The organism is Diaminobutyricimonas sp. LJ205 (assembly GCF_009755725.1).
GTDB lineage: Bacteria > Actinomycetota > Actinomycetes > Actinomycetales > Microbacteriaceae > Ruicaihuangia.
Genome location: NZ_CP046619.1, coordinates 2,503,188 through 2,524,326 on the forward strand (window position 1 = coordinate 2,503,188; position 21,139 = coordinate 2,524,326).

At 66.4% G+C, this 21,139-nt stretch carries 24 protein-coding genes and 1 tRNA gene; 14 read left to right on the forward strand and 11 right to left on the reverse strand.

Features of this window, described 5'->3' with window-relative positions; translation table 11 throughout:
• Positions 1 to 48: 48 nt before the first annotated feature.
• A complete protein-coding gene (locus GO591_RS12180) occupies positions 49 to 729 on the reverse strand; it encodes a response regulator transcription factor (protein WP_157157063.1) in 681 nt (226 codons plus the stop codon).
• Complete coding sequence (locus GO591_RS12185) at positions 726 to 1,880, reverse strand: sensor histidine kinase (RefSeq protein WP_157157064.1); 1,155 nt, start codon at positions 1,878 to 1,880, stop codon at positions 726 to 728. The genes GO591_RS12180 and GO591_RS12185 overlap by 4 nt, the downstream gene beginning before the upstream one ends.
• A 165-nt stretch (positions 1,881 to 2,045) precedes the next feature.
• Between GO591_RS12185 and phoU the strand changes: the two genes are divergently transcribed.
• Positions 2,046 to 2,714: a phosphate signaling complex protein PhoU gene (gene phoU, locus GO591_RS12190; RefSeq protein ID WP_157157065.1), complete on the forward strand. Its 669-nt coding sequence runs from the start codon at positions 2,046 to 2,048 to the stop codon at positions 2,712 to 2,714.
• A gap of 58 nt (positions 2,715 to 2,772) precedes the next feature.
• Here phoU and GO591_RS12195 read toward each other — a convergent pair whose 3' ends face one another.
• Positions 2,773 to 3,516: a phosphoglyceromutase gene (locus GO591_RS12195; RefSeq protein WP_157157066.1), complete on the reverse strand. Its 744-nt coding sequence runs from the start codon at positions 3,514 to 3,516 to the stop codon at positions 2,773 to 2,775.
• A gap of 108 nt (positions 3,517 to 3,624) precedes the next feature.
• Between GO591_RS12195 and GO591_RS12200 the strand changes: the two genes are divergently transcribed.
• Positions 3,625 to 4,491 carry a class I SAM-dependent methyltransferase gene (locus GO591_RS12200; RefSeq protein ID WP_157157067.1) on the forward strand — a complete coding sequence of 289 codons (867 nt, stop codon included), beginning with the start codon at positions 3,625 to 3,627 and terminating at the stop codon, positions 4,489 to 4,491.
• Positions 4,492 to 4,515: 24 nt separating this feature from the next.
• Here the strand turns inward: GO591_RS12200 and GO591_RS12205 are convergent, their stop codons facing one another.
• From GO591_RS12205 to GO591_RS12220, 4 genes are all read right to left on the reverse strand, one after another.
• On the reverse strand, positions 4,516 to 5,631 hold the full coding sequence (locus GO591_RS12205; RefSeq protein ID WP_157157068.1) for an FUSC family protein: 1,116 nt from the start codon (positions 5,629 to 5,631) through the stop codon (positions 4,516 to 4,518).
• 7 nt (positions 5,632 to 5,638) lie between these two features.
• Positions 5,639 to 6,715, reverse strand: a complete 1,077-nt coding sequence (ygfZ, locus tag GO591_RS12210) for a CAF17-like 4Fe-4S cluster assembly/insertion protein YgfZ (protein ID WP_157157069.1) — start codon at positions 6,713 to 6,715, stop codon at positions 5,639 to 5,641.
• A complete protein-coding gene (locus GO591_RS12215; protein WP_157157070.1) occupies positions 6,705 to 7,301 on the reverse strand; it encodes a nitrobindin family protein in 597 nt (198 codons plus the stop codon). Before GO591_RS12215 ends, ygfZ begins: the two co-directional genes overlap by 11 nt.
• 118 nt (positions 7,302 to 7,419) lie before the next feature.
• Positions 7,420 to 7,686 carry a hypothetical protein gene (locus tag GO591_RS12220; protein WP_157157071.1) on the reverse strand — a complete coding sequence of 89 codons (267 nt, stop codon included), beginning with the start codon at positions 7,684 to 7,686 and terminating at the stop codon, positions 7,420 to 7,422.
• Positions 7,687 to 7,744: 58 nt separating this feature from the next.
• On the opposite strand from GO591_RS12220, the gene GO591_RS12225 reads away from it, so the two are divergent.
• The 8 genes from GO591_RS12225 to pstB all read left to right on the forward strand — a co-directional run bounded on the left by GO591_RS12225 (position 7,745) and on the right by pstB (position 16,778).
• A complete protein-coding gene (locus GO591_RS12225) occupies positions 7,745 to 8,434 on the forward strand; it encodes a response regulator transcription factor (protein WP_157157072.1) in 690 nt (229 codons plus the stop codon).
• Positions 8,406 to 9,293: a mycothiol synthase gene (gene mshD / locus GO591_RS12230; protein WP_157157073.1), complete on the forward strand. Its 888-nt coding sequence runs from the start codon at positions 8,406 to 8,408 to the stop codon at positions 9,291 to 9,293. The genes GO591_RS12225 and mshD overlap by 29 nt, the downstream gene beginning before the upstream one ends.
• Positions 9,294 to 9,316: 23 nt before the next feature.
• Positions 9,317 to 11,497, forward strand: coding sequence for an RNA degradosome polyphosphate kinase (locus GO591_RS12235; RefSeq protein WP_157157074.1), 2,181 nt, complete (start codon positions 9,317 to 9,319; stop codon positions 11,495 to 11,497).
• The gene (locus GO591_RS12240) at positions 11,494 to 12,450 is read left to right on the forward strand and encodes an NUDIX hydrolase (protein WP_157157075.1); all 957 of its coding nucleotides are present in this window, start codon (positions 11,494 to 11,496) and stop codon (positions 12,448 to 12,450) included. Before GO591_RS12235 ends, GO591_RS12240 begins: the two co-directional genes overlap by 4 nt.
• A 267-nt stretch (positions 12,451 to 12,717) precedes the next feature.
• On the forward strand, positions 12,718 to 13,815 hold the full coding sequence (pstS, locus tag GO591_RS12245) for a phosphate ABC transporter substrate-binding protein PstS (protein ID WP_370455279.1): 1,098 nt from the start codon (positions 12,718 to 12,720) through the stop codon (positions 13,813 to 13,815).
• Between the two features lie 138 nt (positions 13,816 to 13,953).
• Positions 13,954 to 14,907 (forward strand): phosphate ABC transporter permease subunit PstC, encoded by a 954-nt coding sequence (gene pstC, locus GO591_RS12250; RefSeq protein WP_157157077.1) that lies wholly within the window; start codon positions 13,954 to 13,956, stop codon positions 14,905 to 14,907.
• A complete protein-coding gene (pstA, locus tag GO591_RS12255) occupies positions 14,907 to 15,983 on the forward strand; it encodes a phosphate ABC transporter permease PstA (RefSeq protein WP_157157078.1) in 1,077 nt (358 codons plus the stop codon). The genes pstC and pstA overlap by 1 nt, the downstream gene beginning before the upstream one ends.
• A 15-nt stretch (positions 15,984 to 15,998) precedes the next feature.
• The gene (pstB, locus tag GO591_RS12260; protein WP_157157079.1) at positions 15,999 to 16,778 is read left to right on the forward strand and encodes a phosphate ABC transporter ATP-binding protein PstB; all 780 of its coding nucleotides are present in this window, start codon (positions 15,999 to 16,001) and stop codon (positions 16,776 to 16,778) included.
• Positions 16,779 to 16,876: 98 nt separating this feature from the next.
• Here pstB and GO591_RS12265 read toward each other — a convergent pair whose 3' ends face one another.
• Positions 16,877 to 17,197: a GYD domain-containing protein gene (locus tag GO591_RS12265; RefSeq protein WP_157157080.1), complete on the reverse strand. Its 321-nt coding sequence runs from the start codon at positions 17,195 to 17,197 to the stop codon at positions 16,877 to 16,879.
• A gap of 358 nt (positions 17,198 to 17,555) precedes the next feature.
• Positions 17,556 to 18,185 carry a DNA-directed RNA polymerase subunit beta gene (locus GO591_RS12270; RefSeq protein ID WP_157157081.1) on the reverse strand — a complete coding sequence of 210 codons (630 nt, stop codon included), beginning with the start codon at positions 18,183 to 18,185 and terminating at the stop codon, positions 17,556 to 17,558.
• Between the two features lie 56 nt (positions 18,186 to 18,241).
• Between GO591_RS12270 and GO591_RS12275 the strand changes: the two genes are divergently transcribed.
• From GO591_RS12275 to GO591_RS12285, 3 genes are all read left to right on the forward strand, one after another.
• Positions 18,242 to 18,314, forward strand: a tRNA-Lys gene (locus tag GO591_RS12275).
• Between the two features lie 32 nt (positions 18,315 to 18,346).
• The gene (locus GO591_RS12280; protein WP_157157082.1) at positions 18,347 to 19,051 is read left to right on the forward strand and encodes an RraA family protein; all 705 of its coding nucleotides are present in this window, start codon (positions 18,347 to 18,349) and stop codon (positions 19,049 to 19,051) included.
• A gap of 85 nt (positions 19,052 to 19,136) precedes the next feature.
• The gene (locus GO591_RS12285; protein WP_157157083.1) at positions 19,137 to 19,313 is read left to right on the forward strand and encodes a hypothetical protein; all 177 of its coding nucleotides are present in this window, start codon (positions 19,137 to 19,139) and stop codon (positions 19,311 to 19,313) included.
• 69 nt (positions 19,314 to 19,382) lie between these two features.
• On the opposite strand, the gene GO591_RS12290 is transcribed toward GO591_RS12285, so the two are convergent.
• Positions 19,383 to 19,982: a MerR family transcriptional regulator gene (locus GO591_RS12290; RefSeq protein ID WP_157157084.1), complete on the reverse strand. Its 600-nt coding sequence runs from the start codon at positions 19,980 to 19,982 to the stop codon at positions 19,383 to 19,385.
• 44 nt (positions 19,983 to 20,026) lie between these two features.
• On the opposite strand from GO591_RS12290, the gene GO591_RS12295 reads away from it, so the two are divergent.
• Positions 20,027 to 20,446 carry a hypothetical protein gene (locus GO591_RS12295; protein ID WP_198295470.1) on the forward strand — a complete coding sequence of 140 codons (420 nt, stop codon included), beginning with the start codon at positions 20,027 to 20,029 and terminating at the stop codon, positions 20,444 to 20,446.
• A 41-nt stretch (positions 20,447 to 20,487) separates the two neighbouring features.
• Here the strand turns inward: GO591_RS12295 and GO591_RS12300 are convergent, their stop codons facing one another.
• Entirely contained in the window at positions 20,488 to 21,135 is a 648-nt protein-coding gene (locus GO591_RS12300) for a putative glycolipid-binding domain-containing protein (protein ID WP_157157085.1), read from the reverse strand.
• Positions 21,136 to 21,139 lie beyond the last annotated feature (4 nt).

Here is a 21,139-nt window from a genome sequence, read left to right on the forward strand (position 1 = left end):
GCGAAACGTTGAAACGGGTGAGGCGCGGAAGCGCCTCACCCGTTCTCGTTAAGCCTCGAAGCGGTAGCCCAGACCGCGGACGGTGACCAGCAGCTTCGGATCCGACGGCGTCTTCTCGATCTTGGATCGGATGCGCTTGATGTGCACATCGAGGGTCTTGGTATCGCCGAAGTAGTCGGCGCCCCACACCCGGTCGATCAGCTGACCGCGGGTAAGCACGCGACCGGCGTTCCGCAGCAGCAGTTCGAGCAGCTCGAATTCCTTGAGCGGCATGGGCGTCTCGCGGCCGCCGACGGACACCGTGTGCCGCTCGACATCCATCCGCACGTCTCCTGCCTCGAGCACGCTGTCGAAAGCGTCCTCGGGTTCGGTGTGCCGGCGGAGCACGGCCCGGATCCGCGCGAGCAACTCGCGGGTCTTGTAGGGCTTGGTGACGTAGTCGTCGGCGCCGAGCTCGAGGCCGACGACGATGTCCACTTCGCTGTCCTTGGCAGTCAGCATGATGATGGGCACGGTCGAGCTCTGGCGGATCTCACGGCAGACCTCGGTGCCGGGCAGCCCCGGCAGCATCAGGTCAAGCAGCACCATGTCGGCGCCGGCCCGTTCGAACTCGGCGAGGGCGGCGGGTCCGTCCGCGGCAACCGTCGTTTCGTATCCCTCTCGCTCCAGCAGGTACTGCAGCGGCTCGCTCAGCGCGGGCTCGTCTTCGACGATGAGGATGCGGGTCATTCTTGGCCTCCCAGGCTTGCTGCGGTGGCATGGGATGCCTCCGGCAGACGGATTGTGAAGGTGGAACCGCGTCCGGGTTGTGACCAGACGCGGATGTCGCCGCCGTGGTTCTGCACGACGTGCTTGACGATCGCGAGTCCCAGTCCGCTGCCGCCGGTGTTGCGGCTGCGGGCGGGGTCAACGCGAAAGAATCGTTCGAAGACGCGGTCGAGTTCGTCTTCGGGGATGCCGATGCCCTGGTCGGTGACGGCAATCTCGACGATGCCATCGGCGACCGAGACGCCGACGCCGACGCGGGAGGAATCCGGCGAGTATTGGATCGCGTTCGAGATGAGGTTGTGCACGGCCATCTCCAGCATCGCCTCGTCGCCGTACACCTGGGTGCCGGCATCACCTCCGCTGATCAGCTGGATCTTGTTCGAGTCCGCGACCACCCTGCTCTGGTCGATCGCCGTCGCAATGACCGTGTCGATGTCGACGATCGCGGGGTGGGTCAGCGCGTCGTTCGCCTGCAGGCGGGACAGCTCGATGATCTCCTGCGTGATCCGGCTCAGCCGATCCGATTCCTTGGTGAGCCGCTTGGCGAATCGGCGAACCTGTTCGGGATCTTCGCTCGCGGATTCGAGCGCTTCGGCAAGCAGGGTGACCGCGCCGATCGGCGTCTTCAGTTCGTGACTGATGTTGGCGACGAAGTCCCGTCGCACCTCTTCAAGCCGGTAGGACTCGGTGCGGTCCTCGGCGAGCAGCAGCACGTACCGGGCGCCCAGCCTGGCGACACGCACGAACAGGTGGATGCTCGCGTCTCCGAACGGGCCGCGCGACAGGTGCAATTCATCGGTGACCGCCTCGCCGCTCCGACGCGCCTTGTCGACCAGTTTCACCAGCTCGGGGTGCACCAGCGACTGGTTCCAGACCAGACCGAACGCCATCGCACCCGGGCTCGCCTTGATCACGTTGTTCGACGGGTCAAGCACAACCCCGGCCGATTCGAGCGCGTCGATCACCTGGTCGACGCCATCCGGCACCGCCGAGGTGACCACGTCGACGGCCTGACGTCCGCGCCGGGCCGAAAGGTAGATCACCAGCATCGAGCCGACGCCGACAATGATGCCGAATGCCAGGGAGAGCGGCACCAGCCACGCGGGATCCATAGCCCTAAGATTAGTGAGATCGGGCGGGCCGCCTTCACCGATCGGCCATTCTGCCGGGGTAGGTTGGTAGTTGTTCAGGCAGACGACACCCGGCGTTAACCTCTGCGCGGCAGTGTTGCCCGCGGTCGGGTTTTACATCGTCATGCCCGTCGGGAAGGGACGAACATGCGCGAGGTTTTCCAGCAAGAACTACGGGAAGTCCAGGACGGGCTCGTCGAGATCGCTTCGCTGGTCGCCGTGGCGATTGAGAACGCCACCCGGGCTTTCAACGAGTCGAACGTGTCGCTGGCCGAGCAGGTCATCGCCGATGACGACCAGATCGACGAGGCGACGCGCGCCCTGGACGAGCTGGCCATCGACATCCTCGCCCGCCAGCAGCCCGTGGCCCGCGACCTCCGCATCGTAGTGAGCGCGCTGCGCATCTCTGCCTCGCTTGAGCGCATGGGCGACATGGCCACCCACATTTCGCAGCTGGCCCGGTACCGCTTCCCCGAGAAGGTTGTTCCGAAGCAGCTGCGAAGCACATTCGCCGAGATGGGTGCCGTCGACGTCCTCCTCGCGAACAAGCTGACCGAACTACTGCGAAACACCGACAACGTCGGCCTCGCCGATGAGATTCGCAACGATGACGACAAGCTCGACAATCTGCACCTGAGCGTCTTCGACTCGATGCTCGGCGAGACCTGGAAGGGCGGCGCAGAAGACACTGTCGACGCGACTCTCGCTTCGCGCTACCACGAGCGCTTCGGCGACCACGCGGTTTCGATCGCCAAGAAGGTCAAGTACCTGGCCACCGGCGACTGGGTTCCCGGCGAGGGCCCAAGCACCCACTGAACTTAACGAAGAAGCGCCCCGCAGTTAATGACTGCGGGGCGCTTCTTGTTTGCTGGGGTTACTTCTTGCCCTGCGCTGCCACGGCCGCGGCACCGGCGGCGGCCGCCTCCGGGTCGAGGTACTCGGCCGGCTTCACCGGCATGAAGTTCTCGTCGAGCTCGTAGACCAGCGGGATGCCGGTGGGGATGTTCAGTTCAGCGATCTCGTCGTCGCTGATGCCATCGAGGTGCTTGACCAGGGCACGCAGCGAGTTGCCGTGCGCGGTGACCAGCACGGTCTTGCCAGCGGCGAGCTCCTTGGTGATGTCCGACTCCCAGTACGGCATCATCCGGTCGATCACCAGCTTGAGGCTCTCGGTGCGAGGCAGGTCGTCGCCGAGGTCGGCGTAGCGCTCGTCGTTCGCCTGGCTGTACTCGTCGCTGTCGTCGAGCACCGGCGGCGGCACGTCGAACGAACGACGCCAGGTCTTGAACTGCTCGGGTCCGTACTGCTCAAGCGTCTGCGCCTTGTCCTTGCCCTGCAGCGCACCGTAGTGGCGCTCGTTCAGCCGCCAGCTGCGCTTCACCGGCAGCCACATCCGGTCGGCTTCCTCGAGTGCGTAGTTCGCGGTCTGGATGGCCCGGCTGAGCACGCTCGTGTATGAGACATCCGGCTTCAGCCCGGACTCGGCCAGCAGCTGCCCGGCACGCTTGGCCTCGACGATGCCCTGCTCACTGAGGCGCACATCCACCCATCCAGTGAAGAGGTTCTTCTGATTCCAGTCGGACTGGCCATGGCGCAACAGGATGAGCGTGTGAGTCATGCCTCCAGCCTATCGAGCGCTGGGTCGCGCCCTCTTCCCCGGGTCGAGCCCTCCCGCTGGTCGAGTCCTCCCGCTGGTCGAGCCTGTCGAGACCCCGAGGCTGCAAAGATGGAAGACATGGTCGAGGGGCGGGTGACCCGGGGGACGACGGGCACGAACCGCCTGCGCCGCGTCGACCGTTGGGTCGCCGCCCTTCCATTGCTGCGCCGCGCGGACCGGCCGCTCGTGGTCGACCTCGGCTACGGGGCGAGCGCGGCGACCACGCTGGAACTGCATCACCGGCTGGTGCGGGTGCGTCCGGATGTCGATGTCCTCGGTTTGGAGATCGATCCTGAGCGGGTCCGGGTGGCCTCAGAGCAGCTTGACCGCTGGCGGGCGCACGTTGCCGCGACCCGGGCGTTGCGCACCCCACGCGGCGGGCACGTGCACCCCGGCAGCGCCCACGCCGGGCGGATCAGGTTCGCGCTGGGCGGCTTCGAGGTGCCCACCCCCGGGAACCGGCAGGCCACCGTCATCCGGGCCTTCAACGTGCTGCGCCAGTACGACGAGCACGAAGTCGCCGCCGCCTGGCAGCGCATGGTTGCCCGGCTGCAGCCCGGCGGGGTGCTCGTCGAAGGAACCTGCAGCGAAATCGGCCGGGTGTCCAGCTGGGTCGCCGTCACCGCCGACGGCCCGCGCGCGCTGACCATCAGCCTGCGGCTCACCGACCTCGAGAAACCGAGCATCGTCGCCGAGCGCCTGCCGAAGGCGCTGATTCACCGGAACGTGCCCGGCGAACGGGTGCACGAGCTGATGAATGCCCTCGACCGGCACTGGCAGTTCAACGCCGGGCTTTCGGTGTACGCGCCATCGCAACGCTGGATCGCCACCGTGAAGGGTCTCCGCGCTGACGGCTGGCCACTGCTCGGCAGCCGGAACCGGTGGCGGCTCGGCGAGGTGACCGTCGCCTGGGAGGCGGTCGCTCCTCTCCCCTGACCGGCGGATGGCGCCAGGGGATGGTCAGACCCCGGGCAACAGGGCCTGAGCGTCGGTGGCGGGCATCCCGGACGCCACCAGCAGGTCGACCAGTAGCGGCCGGAGCATGAGCACGAGCATGGTCTCCGCCATCGAGGACTCCGGCAGAAGCGCGTCTGGATCCAGTTGTTCCGCCACCGTGGAAAGGATGCCGCGGGCGCGGTCCAGCTCGGCGCCGTCTTCGATCGCCGCGGCGAGGCATCCGATCCCCTGCGCGGTCTCTTCCATGAGCGCCCCGAGCTTCGGCCGCGGTTCGCGATCACGCACCAGGAATGTGATCCGCCGCACGATCAGCCGCAGGTGCCGAGCGGTGAGATCAGCGCCGTGGAGCAGCCGCTCCTGCCGCCGCAAAACGGGCAAGTGCCGTCGCAGGAACGGTGAGATGCGCGCGACAGCGACCGCCGAGTCGAGCGACACGGTCCAGTTGTCGACCTGGGCCTGGGTGCGCCGCAACCGTTCCAGTCCGAGCGTGGCCGCCGCCTCGTCAGCGTGCCGCAGCGCGTCGATCGCAGACGAGAGCGCCTCACCGATCGCCGAGTAGAGCAGTCGACCGTCGCGCCGGGCCGCGGATGACGGGTCCCGCGGAATGAGCGCGGTGACGACGATGGCGACGATTCCGCCGACCAGCCCGTCCACGCTGCGCACGTACACGCCGCCCTCAGGCGCGGGCATGATCATCACCATCGCCGATTGCACGGCGGCCGCCACCACGAACGTGTTGCTCGTGGAGGCGAACCGGGCGATCACGAGGGTGGCGCCGAGTGCCACTGTCAGCTGCCAGGCACCGGTTCCGGCAAGTATCCAGAGGGTCTCGCTCAAAGTGATGCCGACGAGCATTCCGGCGGCCTGCTCGATGATCTGCCGCGGACGCGCGTCTCGTGTCAGGCCGAGCGACGACACGACAACGGTCACCGCAAGCACGGGCGACTCGTGACCGAGCAGGTAGTACGCCAGAAGGTAACTGAGCAGCGCGGCCACCACGATCTGCACGATCGCCGGCGTCGAAGTCCACACACGGCTGAACGCGTGGCGCACGGCGACCCGATAACGGACGCCCCGTTCCAGCCGAGCGAGCGCGTCGGCGTTTCGCTGGCCGCTCACCGCCGGGTCACCGTTGCGGGCGAGTGACGGCTCCCAGCCGAGGCAACCGCGGCACGTTCGCCTCGGCACCGGCGCTGGGTGGCACGATGACTTCCTGTGCGGCGGCGACGTCGAGCTCGCTGGTGCGCGCGGTCAGCGGATGCGCCGGGTCGACCATGCGCTTGATGACCGCAAGCGCGATCGGCCCCAGCTCGTGGTGCATGCCCACGCTGGTGATATGTCCGACCAGCTTGTCGCCGTCGAGCACGTCGTTGCCCGGCTCGGGCAGTACCGCGTCGGTGCCGTCGAGATGCAGCATCACCAGCCGGCGCGGCGGGTGGCCGAGGTTGTGCACCTTGGCGACAGTCTCCTGACCCCGGTAGCAGCCCTTGTTCAGGTGCACGGCGCTGCGCAGCCAGTCCAGCTCGTGCGGGATGGTCTTCTCGTCGACCTCGGTGGCAAAGCGCGGCCGCCAGGCGGCGATCCGCAATGCCTCAAGCGCGAGGGTGCCCGCAACGGGCAAGCCGGTCAGCGAACCGAGTTCCGACCGCGAGACGAGGATTTCGCGGTAGGTCCATTCGGCTGCCGGGTGCTCGGCCGCGGTCGCGTACTGGTGGCCGCCGGCAACAACCTGCCGCCACGGGTCGACCCATTCCAGCGGCACGCCGTTGGGCGCGGCCGCGGTGACCAGCCCCTCGCCGAGGGTGCCGATCGTCGCGTACTCGGCGGTGCGGTCCTCGATCTCGACACGCAACATGAACCGCATGGACAGCAGGAACGCTTCCAGGGCGGATGCCTCGTCGATGAGCAGCCAGGTGCTGACGCCGTCGTCAAGCACGCGGGCGGCATGCTCGAGCCGTCCGGTGACGCCGAGCACGAGCGTCTCGGCACCCTCGCCAGGCTGGAGCGCGCCCAGTTCCTGTGAGGTGATCGAGTTCAACCAGCTCAGGCGGTCCGGTCCGGTGACCGTCAGCACCGCCCGGTCGGAGAGGTCGACGATGGCCCGGCCGGCCGCGAGGGCACGTTGCTCGCCGATCGGGTTGCCGTAGTGCTGCGGCACCGTCTCGCCGACGGCACCGGGCAGGGACAGGAATTCAGTCGACACGGGCGAGCCTCGCAGACGCGTGGGTACGCAGATCCTGGCCGAGCGCGGCGATATCCCAGGCCCAGAGCAGGTGCCCCTCGACCAGCCCGTACAACCGGGTCGCCGCGGTGTACTCCTTCGCGCTCGCGGAGCGCATCACCGCGTCGGTGGCCAGGTCGATCCGCGGACCGTTCACCTCACCGAGATACAACTCGCTGATGCCATCCGGATGCACCAGGCTGACCTCAATTTCGAACCCACCGCGCGTGGTGCGCAGGGTTTCGACATCGTCAGCCGTCTCGAACGGCCGATCCGCACCCGCCGGAAGCATCGCCGGCCCCGGGTCGCCGTCCGCAGCCGGTCGGCTCAACCGCCAGTAGCCGGTCTCGGTGGCGAGCGGCGTCAGCGCGGTGTCGAGCAGCCAGGTGTACGACGTGTAGTTGAGATTCGGCAGCCCGTCCTGGCTGAACGACAGCCGCTGCCCGAACTCGTGGGTGACGGTTCCTTCACCGACCCGGTAGTTCACGACGCCGGTGCCTTCCCATACCCCGATCAACCATGACAGGGGCGCGAGCTCAGCCGGCAGGCTGGCGTCGAGGTCGAACACGGCTTAGCGCTGCCCCCGGTAGAGGTTCCAGACCACCACGCCAGCGGTGAAGGCAATGGCGAGGCTTGCGAGGACCAGCAGTCCGATGAAGAAGATTTCAAGGGCGAGAAGCATGGTTTTATCCTATGCCCGCCATCACGGCGAAGACGGCCGTCGCCACGGCGAGCAGGATCACTGATCCGCCGACGCTCAGCATCACGCGGGTGACCAGTCCGTCCTTCTCCTGTAGCGCGAGCTGCAGCGCGAAGGTGATGAGGGTCGCGGCGCCGAGCACGACGCCGAGCCAGGCGAGCCGGTCCGCGGCCGGCACGAGGAAGCCGACGAGGATGATGGCGGCGACAACACCGACCCAAACGGGAATAATGCTCAAGGGCCGCCAGGTCATGTGGACATGCTACTAACGCCGGCGCAGTTAGACTGCGAGACAGCATCTTGGAGGAACTGTGGCGCAGTTGCTGATCCTGACCTCTGCGGTGGACATCGAAGTTCTTCCCGCGCTGGGGTTGTTAAGCCACCAGGTGCGCCAGATCTCGGCGCAGCCTGCGGCCCTCGTCAACGCGCCCTCGGCCGACATCGTCATGATCGACGCCCGCCGCGATCTTGCTCAGGCGAAGTCCCTCGCGAAGATCCTGACCACCACCGGGCTCGCGACCCCGCTCATCATCATCCTCACCGAGGGTGGCCTAACCGCGATCAGTGCGGACTGGGGCGTCGATGACGTGCTGCTCGACACCGCAGGGCCGGCGGAAGTTGACGCCCGCATCCGGCTGGCGCTCGGCCGGATGACCGAACGGGCCTCGCAGTCGAAGATCCAGGCATCCGGTGTCGTCATCGACGAGGCCAACTACTCGGCCAAGGTGAAGGGTCGCGCGCTCGACCTCACCTTCAAGGAGTTCGAGCTGCTGCGTTTCCTCGCCTCGCACCCGTCGCGGGTGTTCACCCGAGAGCAGCTGCTCAGCGAGGTCTGGGGCTACGACTACTTCGGCGGCACCCGCACGGTTGACGTGCACGTGCGCCGGCTGCGCGCCAAGCTCGGTGACCTCGAGTCGGTGATCGGCACCGTGCGCAACGTGGGTTACCGCTTCACCGTGAACGAGGAGGACAGTGACCGCCAGGCTCAGCAGGTCAACTAGGGACCGGGCGGATGCCGCCACCGACGCCGCCCTCACGGCGCTGATCGATGCCGCGGTCGCCATCGACGGGCAGCCGCCATTCAACGAGGCCAGCCTGCTCGAGAAGACCGAGGTGGTGTTCTTCGAGCGGGGCGGCACCCTCGTCGGGGCGGCGATGACGGGCGCCGAGGTCGAATTCGTGGTGCACCCGGAGCAGCGCCGCCGCGGCTACGGTGACGAGATGCTGCGTGCGCTGCTGGTTCCTGGGTTCACCGCCTGGGCGCACGGCGATCACCCTGGGGCGCGGGTGCTGGCCGAACGGCATGGGCTCGAGCGGGTGCGCACGTTGCTGCAGTTGCGAGTGGGTCTCGACCAGCAGCCTCCGCTCGTCGAACCTGTCGAGACCGAGCCTGCCGAGACCTCGGCGCAGGGTCTCGGCAAGATCGACCAACGGATCCGGATCGACACGTTCCGGCCCGGTCACGACGACGAGGAGTGGGTAGCGCTGAACGCCCGCGCGTTCGCCAGTCACCCCGAGCAGGGTCGCATCACGATCGAGAGCCTGCAGCCGCGCATCGCCGAGAACCCCGCCGAGCATTTCCTTGTCGGCCGCGACGCGCAGGGCCGGATGGTCGGCTACTGCTGGTTGAAGATCGACGGTGAGCTGGGCGAGATCTACGTGCTCGGTGTCGACCCCGACCGCGCAGGTCAGGGCATCGGACGGGTGTTGCTGAAGGCGGGGCTCGCGCATCTAAAGGCCCTCGGCATCCGCGAATCCAATCTCTATGTCGAGGCCGACAACGAGGCGGCGCTGCGGCTGTATCGCGGCTTCGGGTACTCCGAGTACACCGTCGACGTTCTCTACGCCACCCCGCGTTAAGACGGCGGTGACAAGATAGGTGAATGGATCGCGGCACCTTTCTTCCTGACTCATCCGTCGCTACCGACAGGCTCGACGACGACTATGACGAAGCGGCCTACCCCGAGGACACGACTCTTCCGGCCGACCGGTTCCTGGACCGCGAACTGAGCTGGCTCGCCTTCAACCAGCGCGTGCTCGAACTCGCCGAAGACCCGCGGGTTCCGCTGCTGGAGCGGGCGAACTTCCTCGCGATCTTCGCGAGCAACCTGGACGAGTTCTTCATGGTGCGGGTCGCCGGACTGAAGCGCCGCATTGCGACCGGCATCGCCGTGCCGACCAACATCGGCACCTCACCGACGCAGGTGCTCACCGACATCGGCCGCAAGGCGCACGAGCTGCAGGAGCGCCATGCCGTCGCGTTCGCGACCATGGTCAAGCCCGCCCTGGACGAAGCCGGCATCCACGTCGAGACCTGGGCCGATCTGGACGAGGCCGATCGGGTCAGCCTGGACACCACATTCTCTGAGCGCATCTTCCCGGTGCTGATGCCGCTCGCGGTCGACCCGGCCCACCCCTTTCCGTACATCTCCGGCCTGAGCCTCAACCTGTCGATCCGGGTGCGCAATCCGAAGACCAATCGCGTCGAATTCGCGCGCCTCAAGGTGCCGCAGATGTTCCCGCGGTTCATCCGGCTGCCCGACGACAAGAGTGGCCGGCTGCGGTTCATCCCGATCGAGGACCTGATCGCCAACCACCTGTCGGAACTGTTCCCGGGCATGGAGATCCTCGAACACCACGAGTTCCGCGTCACCCGCAACGAGGACCTCGAGGTGGAAGAGGACGAGTCGGAGAACCTCATCCAGGCGCTGGAGAAGGAGCTCCTGCGGCGCCGGTTCGGCCCGCCGGTGCGGCTCGAGATCACCGAGGACATGGATGACGTGACCCTGCGCCTGCTCATGCAGGAGCTCGACATCACCGAAGAAGAGGTCTACCGCCTGCCGGCTCCGCTCGATCTCGCCGGGCTGTTCGAAACGGGCAAGATCGACCGCCCGGAACTGAAGTACGCGAAGCATGTGCCGTCGACTCCCCTGCAACTGCAGTCGAAGGAGCCGTCAACGCCGCCCGACCTGTTCACCGCCATCGCCCGGCATGACGTGCTCGTGCACCACCCGTATGAGTCATTCGCCACCAGCGTGCAGGCCTTCCTCGAGCAGGCTGCCCATGACCCGAACGTGCTCGCCATCAAGCAGACCCTGTACCGCACGAGCGGTGACAGTCCGATCGTTGAGGCGCTGATCGATGCGGCCGAGGCCGGCAAGTCCGTGCTGGCTCTCGTCGAGGTGAAAGCACGCTTCGATGAGCAGGCGAACATCACCTGGGCGCGCAAACTGGAGAAGGCCGGCGTGCATGTGGTCTATGGCTTGGTCGGATTAAAGACGCATTGCAAGCTCGCGCAGGTGGTTCGCCAGGAGAAGAACGGCAAGCTCAAGCACTACAGCCACATCGGCACCGGCAACTACAACCCGAAGACCAGCCGGATCTACGAGGACCTCGGCCTGTTCACCGCCGACGATGAGGTCGGCAAGGACCTCACCCGCCTGTTCAACGAACTCTCCGGGTACGCCATCGAGAAGAAGTTCAAGCGGCTGCTGGTCGCTCCGCTGCACCTGCGGAAGGGCCTGCTCAAGCGCATTCGCGCCGAGGAGCAGAACGCGCGCGCCGGTAAACCGTCCGGCATCCGGATCAAGGTCAACTCGATGGTCGACGAGGCGATCATGGACGCGCTGTACCGGGCCAGCAACGCCGGCGTCCCGATCGACATCTGGGTGCGGGGCATCTGCGGCCTGAAGCCTGGCCAGCCCGGGCTCAGCGAGAACATTCGCGTGCGCTCGATCCTTGGCCGCTACCTGGAGCACTCGCGCATCTTCTCGTTCGTGAATGACGGTGACCCGCAGGTCTACATCGGCAGTGCCGACATGATGCACCGCAACCTCGACCGACGCGTTGAGGCGCTCGTGCGACTCGCGGCGCCTGAACACCTGTCCCAGATCTCCGAGCAGTTCGACCTCGCCATGGCGGACACCACATCGTCCTGGCGGCTGCAGACGGATGGCACCTGGGTCCGGCGTCACCTGTCCGATGACGGCACTAGCCTCGTGCACATGCATGACGAGATGATGCGGCGGATCAGTTCGCGCCGCCGACCGGGAGTCCGTCGGTGAGTTCGGTCACCCCGTCGGCGCAGCCACCAGTGCTCGCCGCCGGTGCAGTGTGCTGGAAAATCATCAACGGCAAGGTGAAGGTGCTGCTCGTGCGCCGCACCCAGCACAAGGATGTCTCGCTCCCCAAGGGAAAGCTCGACCCGGGCGAGACGCTTCCACAGTGCGCCGTGCGCGAGATCGCCGAAGAGACCGGGCTGTCCATCGCCCTCGGCGCACCGCTCGGCAAGGTCGAATACATCATGCCGAACGGACGGTTGAAGATCGTCCACTACTGGCAGGCCGAGGTCGAACAACTCGCGATCGCCAACTCGACCTTCGTCTCGAACGATGAGATCGAGGCGCTCGAGTGGGTCTCACTCAAGCGCGCCCGGAGCATCCTCAGCTACCAGCACGACATCGAACTCCTCGACCGCTTCGCTGATCGCCTCGAGCACGGCCGAGCACGCACCTTCGCGATCATCGCGGTTCGGCACGGCAAGGCGGCGCCCACGAGCACCTGGGAGGGCCCGGATGCCGAGCGCCCACTGCTTCCGCGCGGACGCGAGCAGGCCCAGAGCATCGCGGCGGGAATTGCCGCCTACCGGCCCACCAAGCTCATCACCTCGACCGCTACCCGATGCGTCGAGACATTCGAGCCGATTGAGCGCCTCACTGGCGCACCGGTCAAGCAGACCGACGCGATCAGCCAGGACGCCTACCAAAACGGACGGGACTCCGTCGCGAAGATCGTGCGCAAGCGCATCGGGCACCAACGGACTGTTGCCTTCTGCAGCCACGGCCCCGTGCTGCCCGATCTGATCGGTGAGATCGCCGAACTCACCGGCACACCGATCGACCAGGACCTGCGCCGGGCGGCCTCCCTGGCTACCGGCGAGTTCAGCGTGCTGCACGTTGCCATGGAGCATCCGGAAGGCGGGCTCGTGGCCGTCGAAACCCACGGACCCGCCGTCTAGACTGTGCCGCATGCGCGGCGGAACCTTCACGCCGGGATACTTGGGCGAACGCTCCAACAAGGGTCGATTGCGCACCAAGCGATTTCGATGCCGATCCGTTATCTGGCCGCAGAAGGCCCGTAACGACGGGCGTCCTCACCCACCGTTCGCGTTCTGTTTACCATCCGTTCACCGTTTGGGCTGACGCTGGTTAACCGGTGTTCCTAGCGTCTAATGCGGGTCGGCACCGACCCACAACCTGAACATCACATTCCTGGAAGGAACTCTGTGAACATCAAGCGTTACGGCAGCATCGCTGCCATTGCTGTCGCAGGCACCATGCTGCTCGCCTCGTGTGCAGCCAACGAAGGCAACGCCAACGGCGACGCCAACGCCCCCGAGTCGACCCTCTCGGGCACCATCGTCGGCGGCGGCGCTTCGTCGCAGCAGGCCGCTCAGGAGGCCTGGGTTGCCGGCTTCCAGACCGCCAACCCCGACGTGACCGTCGAGTACGACCCGACCGGCTCCGGCACCGGCCGCGACAACTTCATCGCTGGTTCGAACTGGTTCACCGGTTCCGACCGTGCGTTCAAGGACGAGGAGCTGGCCGAGGACAACTTCGCCGGCTGCGTCCCGGGCACCCCGCTGGTCGAGGTCCCCGCCTACATCTCCCCGATCGCGATCATCTTCAACATCGAGGGCGTTGACACCCTGAACCTCGACGCGCCGACCATCGCGAAGATCTTCAAGGGCGAAATCACCAACTGGAGCGACGAGGCCATCGTCTCCCAGAACCCCGACGCTGAGCTGCCGAGCCTGGCGATCACCGCCGTGCACCGCTCCGACGAGTCCGGCACCACCGAGAACTTCGTCGAGTACCTGTCGGCCGTGACCCCCGAGGTCTGGGACGCCGAGGTTTCCGGCGACTGGGCTTACCCGGGTGGCGAGGCTGCTCAGGGCACCTCCGGTGTCGTTGACACCGTCACGAACGGCAACGGCACCATCGGTTACGCCGACGCTTCGCGCGCCGGTGACCTGGGCACCGTCGCGGTCAAGGTTGGCGACGAGTACGTCCCGTACTCCGCCGAGGCTGCTGCCGCCATCGTCGACGCTTCGCCGATCGTCGAAGGCCGCGAGTCCACCGACCTCGCCATCGAGCTCGACCGCAGCTCGACCGAGTCCGGCGTGTACCCGATCGTTCTGGTCAGCTACCTGATCGCCTGCTCCGAGTACGCCGAGACCGAGCGTGCCGAGCTGGTTCAGGCTTACCTGGACTACGTCATCAGCGACGAGGGCCAGCAGGTTGCCGCTGAGGCTGCCGGCATCGCCCCGATCTCGGACAGCCTGTTCGAGAAGGCTTCGGCCGCGGTCGCTTCGATCAAGTAACACCACTCACCGGTCTGCCCGGTGCCGCCTCACGCGGTTGTGTGAGGATAAGGCACCGGGCAGACTTGAGGTTGGGACGTCGGTCTCAGCCGCTTCGTACACCCGCCTTCGATCTACCTCATAGGGGCACCCGCGCAGATGACGTCACCAACGGCCACCACCAGTACCCGGGTGAAGGCAAAGCAACGACCCGGTGACAGCATCTTCTCCAGCAGCACCTATATCGCTGGCAGCCTGATTCTCGCGATTCTCGCGGCTGTTGCCGGCTTCCTGGTCTACGAAAGCATCCCGGCTTTCACCACGGACCCCGAGGACATCGACATCCTCGCCGGCGAGCCGTTCTGGTCCTATGTGGCCCCGCTCGTCTTCGGCACCGTCTGGGCTGCCGCCCTCGCCCTGCTGATGGCCGTACCGATCTCCATCGGCATCGCACTCTTCATCTCGCACTATGCGCCGCGCCGCCTGGCGCAGGGTCTCGGCTACATCGTCGACCTGCTCGCCGCGGTCCCCTCGGTCGTCTTCGGCCTCTGGGGCGGCGGCGTTCTCGCGCCAGCCATCCAGCCGTTCTACACCTGGCTGACCGAGAACCTCGGTTGGATCCCACTCTTCGCTCCGCCTGCCTCCGGCACCGGACGCACCATCCTCACCGCTGCGATCGTGCTGGCCGTCATGGTGCTGCCGATCATCACCGCGCTGTGCCGCGAGGTCTTCCTGCAGACCCCGGTGCTGCACGAAGAGGCCGCGCTCGCGCTCGGCGCCACCCGCTGGGAGATGATCCGCACCGCGGTGCTGCCGTTCGGCCGTCCCGGAATCGTTTCGGCGTCGCTGCTCGGCCTTGGCCGTGCGCTGGGCGAGACCATGGCCGTCGCGATGGTGCTGTCCGCCTCCGGTGGCATCACGTTCGCGCTGCTCACGCCGGCGAACCCCGGCACCATCGCCGCGAACATTGCGCTGCGGTTCCCTGAAGCATTCGGGGCCAACACCAACCTGCTGATCGCCACCGGCCTGATCCTGTTCGCCATCACCCTGGCCGTGAACTCGATCGCCCGCTGGATCCTCAGCCGCCGCAAAGCTTTCTCGGGAGCCAACTGATGAGCACCACCGTTACCGCTCCCGCCAACATCTACTCCTCGGGCAGCCTGTCGAAGTCGGCCGTCTGGGCGATCCTTGCCGTCTCCCTGCTGATCTCCGGCGTTGCGTTCTGGCTGATCCAGCTGGGAGCGGATGCCGAGGACTACAACATCGTCGGCGCCCTGGTCGTCGGCGCGATCCTGTACGGCGTCGCGATCTACGTGATCTCGAGGCTCGTGGAGGGCAGCCGTAAGGCCAAGGACCGTTTGATCACGGCGCTCGTCTCGACCGCGTTCCTGGTCGCCCTGCTGCCGCTGATCTCGCTGCTCTTCACTGTTTTGGTCAACGGCCTCGCCCGTTTCGACGTTGAGTTCTTCACCTACTCGATGCGAAACGTCGTCGGCGCGGGCGGCGGCGCGGTGCACGCCATCGTCGGCACCGTGCTGATGACGCTGACTGCCACCCTGATCTCGGTGCCGATCGGCCTGCTGACCTCGATCTACCTCGTCGAGTACGGTCGCGGAACGCTCGCCCGTGCGATCACCTTCTTCGTCGACGTGATGACCGGTATCCCCTCGATCGTTGCCGGCCTGTTCGCGTACTCGGTGTTCGCGATCATCCTGGGCCCGGGCGCGCGACTCGGCATCATCGGTGCCGTTGCCCTGTCGGTGCTGATGATCCCCGTTGTGGTGCGTTCCTCGGAGGACATGCTCCGGCTCGTGCCGAACGAATTGCGTGAAGCATCGTATGCGCTCGGTGTGCCGAAGTGGCTCACCATCGTCAAGATCGTGCTTCCGACATCCATCGCCGGTATCACCACGGGCGTCATGCTCGCGATTTCGCGCGTGATCGGTGAGACCGCTCCCCTGCTGGTCGCGGCTGGATTCACGAACAACCTGAACTACAACCTGCTGGAAGGCCGCATGCAGAGCCTCCCGGTCATGGTCTACAACCAGTACGTGAGCCAGGGCACGGATGCGCAGGCCTACCTCGACCGTGCGTGGGCCGGTGCGCTCACGCTCATCCTCATCGTGATGGCGCTCAACCTGCTTGCGCGCCTCATCGCCAGGTACTTCGCCCCCAAAACGGGCCGCTAGGAGTTAAGGAAACCCGTGTCAAAACGAATTGAAGTCAACGACCTTGACGTGTACTACAGCAAGTTCAAGGCCGTCGAGGGCGTCACCCTCAACATCGAGCCGCGCAGCGTCACCGCGTTCATCGGGCCGTCGGGTTGTGGCAAGTCCACCTTCCTGCGCACCCTGAACCGCATGCACGAAGTCATTCCGGGTGCCTATGTCGACGGCGAGGTGCTGATCGACGGCAACAACCTGTACGACCAGGGCGTGGACCCTGTGCTGGTTCGCCGCCAGGTGGGCATGGTCTTCCAGCGGCCGAACCCGTTCCCGACGATGTCGATCCGCGACAACGTGCTCGCCGGGGTCAAGCTCAACAACCGCCGCATCTCGAAGTCGGACTCGGACGACCTGGTCGAGAAGTCACTGCGCGGCGCGAACCTCTGGAACGAGGTCAAGGACCGCCTCGACAAGCCGGGCTCCGGCATTTCCGGTGGTCAGCAGCAGCGTCTCTGCATCGCCCGTGCGATCGCCGTTCAGCCCGAGGTCATCCTGATGGACGAGCCATGCTCGGCGCTCGACCCGATCTCGACCCTGGCGATTGAGGACCTCATCGAGGACCTGAAGAAGGACTACACGATCGTCATCGTCACTCACAACATGCAGCAGGCTTCGCGTGTGTCCGACAAGACGGCGTTCTTCAACATCGCCGGCACCGGCAAGCCCGGCAAGCTCATCGAGTACGACGTCACCGCGAAGATGTTCTCGAACCCCGCCGTGCAGGCCACCGAGGACTACGTCTCCGGCAAGTTCGGATAGTCGGTCCGCTGGTCGAGGCGTCCGCTGGTCGAGCCTGCCGAGACCCCGCAGACAACAGCCCCTGGGAGAACACTCCCGGGGGCTGTTCTCATTGAACCCTAGGCGCCGGGCGCCCGATATGACGGAGTCTTGCTCGCCGCCGCGTCGATGTCTTCAGGAGTCATCAGCGGCGTGAGGTGCACCGACACCGCCCCGGTCGAGTTGATCATCAGCGAGAGAGCCGCGGCGCTGGCCTGGTCGGGGATGTCCATCACGCCGAGGACGTCGATCTCACCGAAGGCGTAATAGATGCACTCCAGTGATCCCCCGACCGAGTTCAGCGCTTCCACGACAGCGTCGCGGCGCTTGGATCCGCCCTCCTGCAGCAGTCCTCTGATTCCCTGACCGACGTAGTTTCCCTGGAAAAAGTACTTGGTCATGACGCCTTCCCGTTTCTCTCGGTCCAGAGCGCGAATCCGGGCCGGGCGAGACATCCGCCCTGGGAGCGTGTCTGGAGTATGTCCCCGGCAGGGGCTGTGGCCGAGTCTAGGCGGGGCCTGTCGAGGCGCTCGGGGTCCGGCAGGAAATAGTCCGGAAAGTATTAGTGCCCGGCCGCAGAACGCCTCTCGGCGCGAGGCCGCTCGTAGCGGCTAAAGATGGAGCCCGGGGTTACTGCGGCCGAGCGCATCCGAGTTTACGGAACACGTCGAAGCGACGCCAATCAACTCAGGGCATACGGAGGTTGGCTGCTTTTACGGCGCGCCTCCATCAGGGATGTCGCAACGGCTGCAGCCCGTGCTACTCGAGGGACCCGTTGCGCCACAGCCGCGCGCAGGAGGTCAACTCCTGCGCGGTGGTCGACAGGCGCAAGGCACGCGTGGTGAGCTCGCTTGCTCGCTCCGGATTAGCGCCTTCCTGGTCATCCGCGATGCTTGTTGCTCCGGCGCCCATCACACGGCAGAACGCGGCCGCCCGGTCGAGGGCGACGCCGAAGTCGCCGCGGTAGACGCCGCGCAGGATCTCGTCGGCCAGGGCGAGGATCTCGGCCGGTCCGGTTGGGATGACGGCACCGGCGACCGCCGCGTCGATGGTGCCCAACACCTCGGCGCCCCGTTGGAACAGCGTGCTCGTGCCCGCGGCGTCCTGTCGCACGACCGCGCGGATCAGGTAGATCCGCCACAGCGCACCGGGCAGGCTGGTCGCGCTGGTGCGCGCCCAGAGTTCAGCGAGGGAGTCGACGCCGTGCTGGTCGGTGAACGCCACGAGCCGGTCGACGATCGCGGAGTCATCCGTTTCCCGTCCGCGATCAATGAGCGCGCGGGCGGAATCATGGGCGACGCGAAGGATCTCGGCAGGGTCTTCCCCGCCTTGGTAGGCCTCGAACCGTTCGCCCGGGAACCGGGTCGGTCGGTGGAACTCGTCGCTCACCCACCCAGCCTAAGCGTGTCTCGCAGCGCTTGCGCAGGCTGTAGATTTGAAGCGTAGGGCCTGTAGCTCAGTTGGCAGAGCATCGGACTTTTAATCCGCGGGTCGTGGGTTCGAGCCCCACCGGGCCCACCTTTCTTGGGGATCAAGGGGGATCGACTGACGTGCACGCACTCGACCTGCAACGGATCTACCTGGACTTGACCACCCCTCATGTCGCGGATGCGCTCCTGCGTCTGGGCATTCCGGTCCGGCAGGCTCCCGCAGGCGTCCGGCCGCTCTGGGAGAACACGCACATCGTCGGCCGCGCACGCCCGGCCCGCCACTCCGGCAGCGTCGATGTGTTCCTCGAGGCCATCGAATCCGCCGAGGTCGGCGACATCCTCGTGATCGACAACGCCGGCCGGGACGACGAGGCGTGCGTCGGCGATCTGGTGACTTTTGAGACGCAGCGCGCCGGTCTTGCCGGCATCGTGATCTGGGGACTGCACCGAGACTCCGCGGAGTTGCGAGACATCCGGTTGCCGGTGTTCAGCCAGGGCACTCTGCCTGCCGGTCCGCAGCGACTCGACCCCGGCCCGCCTGATGCGCTGAGCGCCGCGCAGGTCGGGTCGCATGTCGTCACGCGAGAGGACTTCGTGATCGGTGATGATGACGGTGTGCTGTTCCTCCCCGTTGATCGCGCCACGGCGATCGCTGAGGTGGCGGCAGCGATTCGCGACACCGAGCGGCACCAGGCAGCCCAGATGAGTCGCGGCATCAGCTTGCGCGAGCAGGTCCGGTTCACCGCCTACCTCGACGCCCGCGAACGCGACGGGATCACCTTCCGCCAGCATCTTCGGTCCATCGGCGGCGTGATTGAGGAGTGAGCCGCAGCGGGACGAATGCGCCAGCTCGCCGAGCCTGAAGCGCTGGCGCTAGCGCTGGCACACCCTGCGGAGTAGCCTCACCGGCATGATGGTGTTGGTGATCGTTCTGCTCGTCTTGTGGGCGGTGCTCACCGTCGTGGGCTTTGCGATCGAGGGGCTCGCCTGGCTCGGGGTGGTGGGAATCATTCTGATAATCGGGACCGCGGTCGTCGCTTTCCTGCGGCGCTCGACCCTGAAACGTCAACGAGGCACCGGCGTCTGAGGGAAGCGTCGTAGCGATGCGGGAGTGAGCGTCGCCCCCGTTTCGGGTGCGGCGCTTATCTTTGTCCGGCTACCGCGCCTGTGCGTTCTTAGCCATCACGTCCTGATGCGCGAGCCGGCGGAGCGCTGCCAAGACCGGCTCGTACAGGGCGGTGCCCAACACGGCGTACTGGATCGGGTTATCGGCCGGAAGCTGCGCGATGTCATAGTCGGCGATGCCATGGAGCTGTTCGGCGTACACCTCGAGCCGGTCCGGGCTCAGCGGAAGGCCCGCCGATTCCGCGGCAGCCAGGGCTCGCTCGAGCTGCGCGACCGCGGCATACCGGGGGTCGTAGAACCAGCCGACACGTTCGATCGCCGCACGAGCGCGCGGATAGTCGTCGAGTTCGGGCGCCTGCGGCGGCAGTTCCCCGATCGCCCTGCCGAGGGTCTCGAACAGGTCATCGGTCGGCTGCTCGATCAGTTTGAGGATGAGGCGGGTGGATGCCACAGAGACGCCGACGACATCGGTCAGCGCCCGAATCAGGCCGATGCGCCGCGCATGCTCCTTGCCATAGCTGGCCTGCGTCGCGCTCGTCGAGGCGCCCGGCTGCAGCAGCCCCTCGCGCAGGTAGTACTTGATAGTCGCAATCGGAACCCCGGTGAGCGTCGACAATTCTGAGATCCGCATCATTCTCCTTGCGTTGGATAGTCGCGCTATCCATACTAGATACTATGACTATCCAAGCTAGCTCACTCCTGTTGATCGGCATCCTTCTGCTCGCGCTGGTCACAGTCGAATCAGGCGGATACTTCCTCACCCGAGTCGTGCGCGGACATGTCGAGGCCAATCTGCTGCAGCGCAATTTCTTCCGCGCCGGCCACGCGCACGCGGCGGTGCTGCTGGTTCTGAGTGTCGCGATCCTCGCCGTGATCGACTATGCGCCGCTCGCCGACGGCTGGCTGTGGGCTGCCCGCTCGCTGGTTCCGATCGCCGCGATCCTGATGCCGGCCGGATTCTTCCTGAGCGTGCTCGGCAAGGACCCGGAGAAACCGAACGGACTCATCGCGCTGCTCTGGGTCGGCGTGGCCTCGCTCACGGTCGGTCTCATCATCGCGGGCGTCGGACTGGTCCTGGCCGGCGTCAACGGCTGAGCCTCAGATCGCGGAGTACATCGAGTAACCGAACGACGCCGCTATCCCCACTGAGGCGACCGCGGTGGGTTGGCCGGACTAGTCCCCACACGGCGAGCAAGGCCCGGATAGCTCACAACGAAGCCCTGAGGGTCGAACTCGAGGTCGGCGGTGAACGTGTCGCTCGAGTAGCGCACAATTGCCGACCCATGCGGTTCTACCCGGACGGTGTCGTACCGCTGCCGCGAGCGGGTCACCGCCAACGACGGCACACTTACCCATGCCATCTGGAACTCGACCGACCCCGGCTCGCGGTTCAACCTCTCCCGCAGCACCGGCATGGTGTTCGTCAGCGGCGACAGTCCGAGGTCGCAGTCGAGGGCGTCGGCGAGCGCCGCCATGTCCCCGCCGGGCGGTGGCATCGGGATGCCTGGACCGTCGTGCGTCTCGGTCGCCTGCGACCACTCCCCCGACGGATGCCGGCTGAGCGTGAGCCGGCGGCGCCAGCCGGTGCCATGGACCGTGACCTCCAGCAGTCCGGTGACGAAATCCGGATCGGTTTGCAGGGTGTAGTCCAGCCGGTACGGCACCGGGTCGAGGCCGATTTGGGTTCCGGATGCCACCAGCCCCGAGGCATCCAGCTGCACTGTCGCCGCCTCGGTTAGCCAGTCATCGGTCCCTGCCCAGATGAGCAGCCTCGGCTCAGCCATCTCC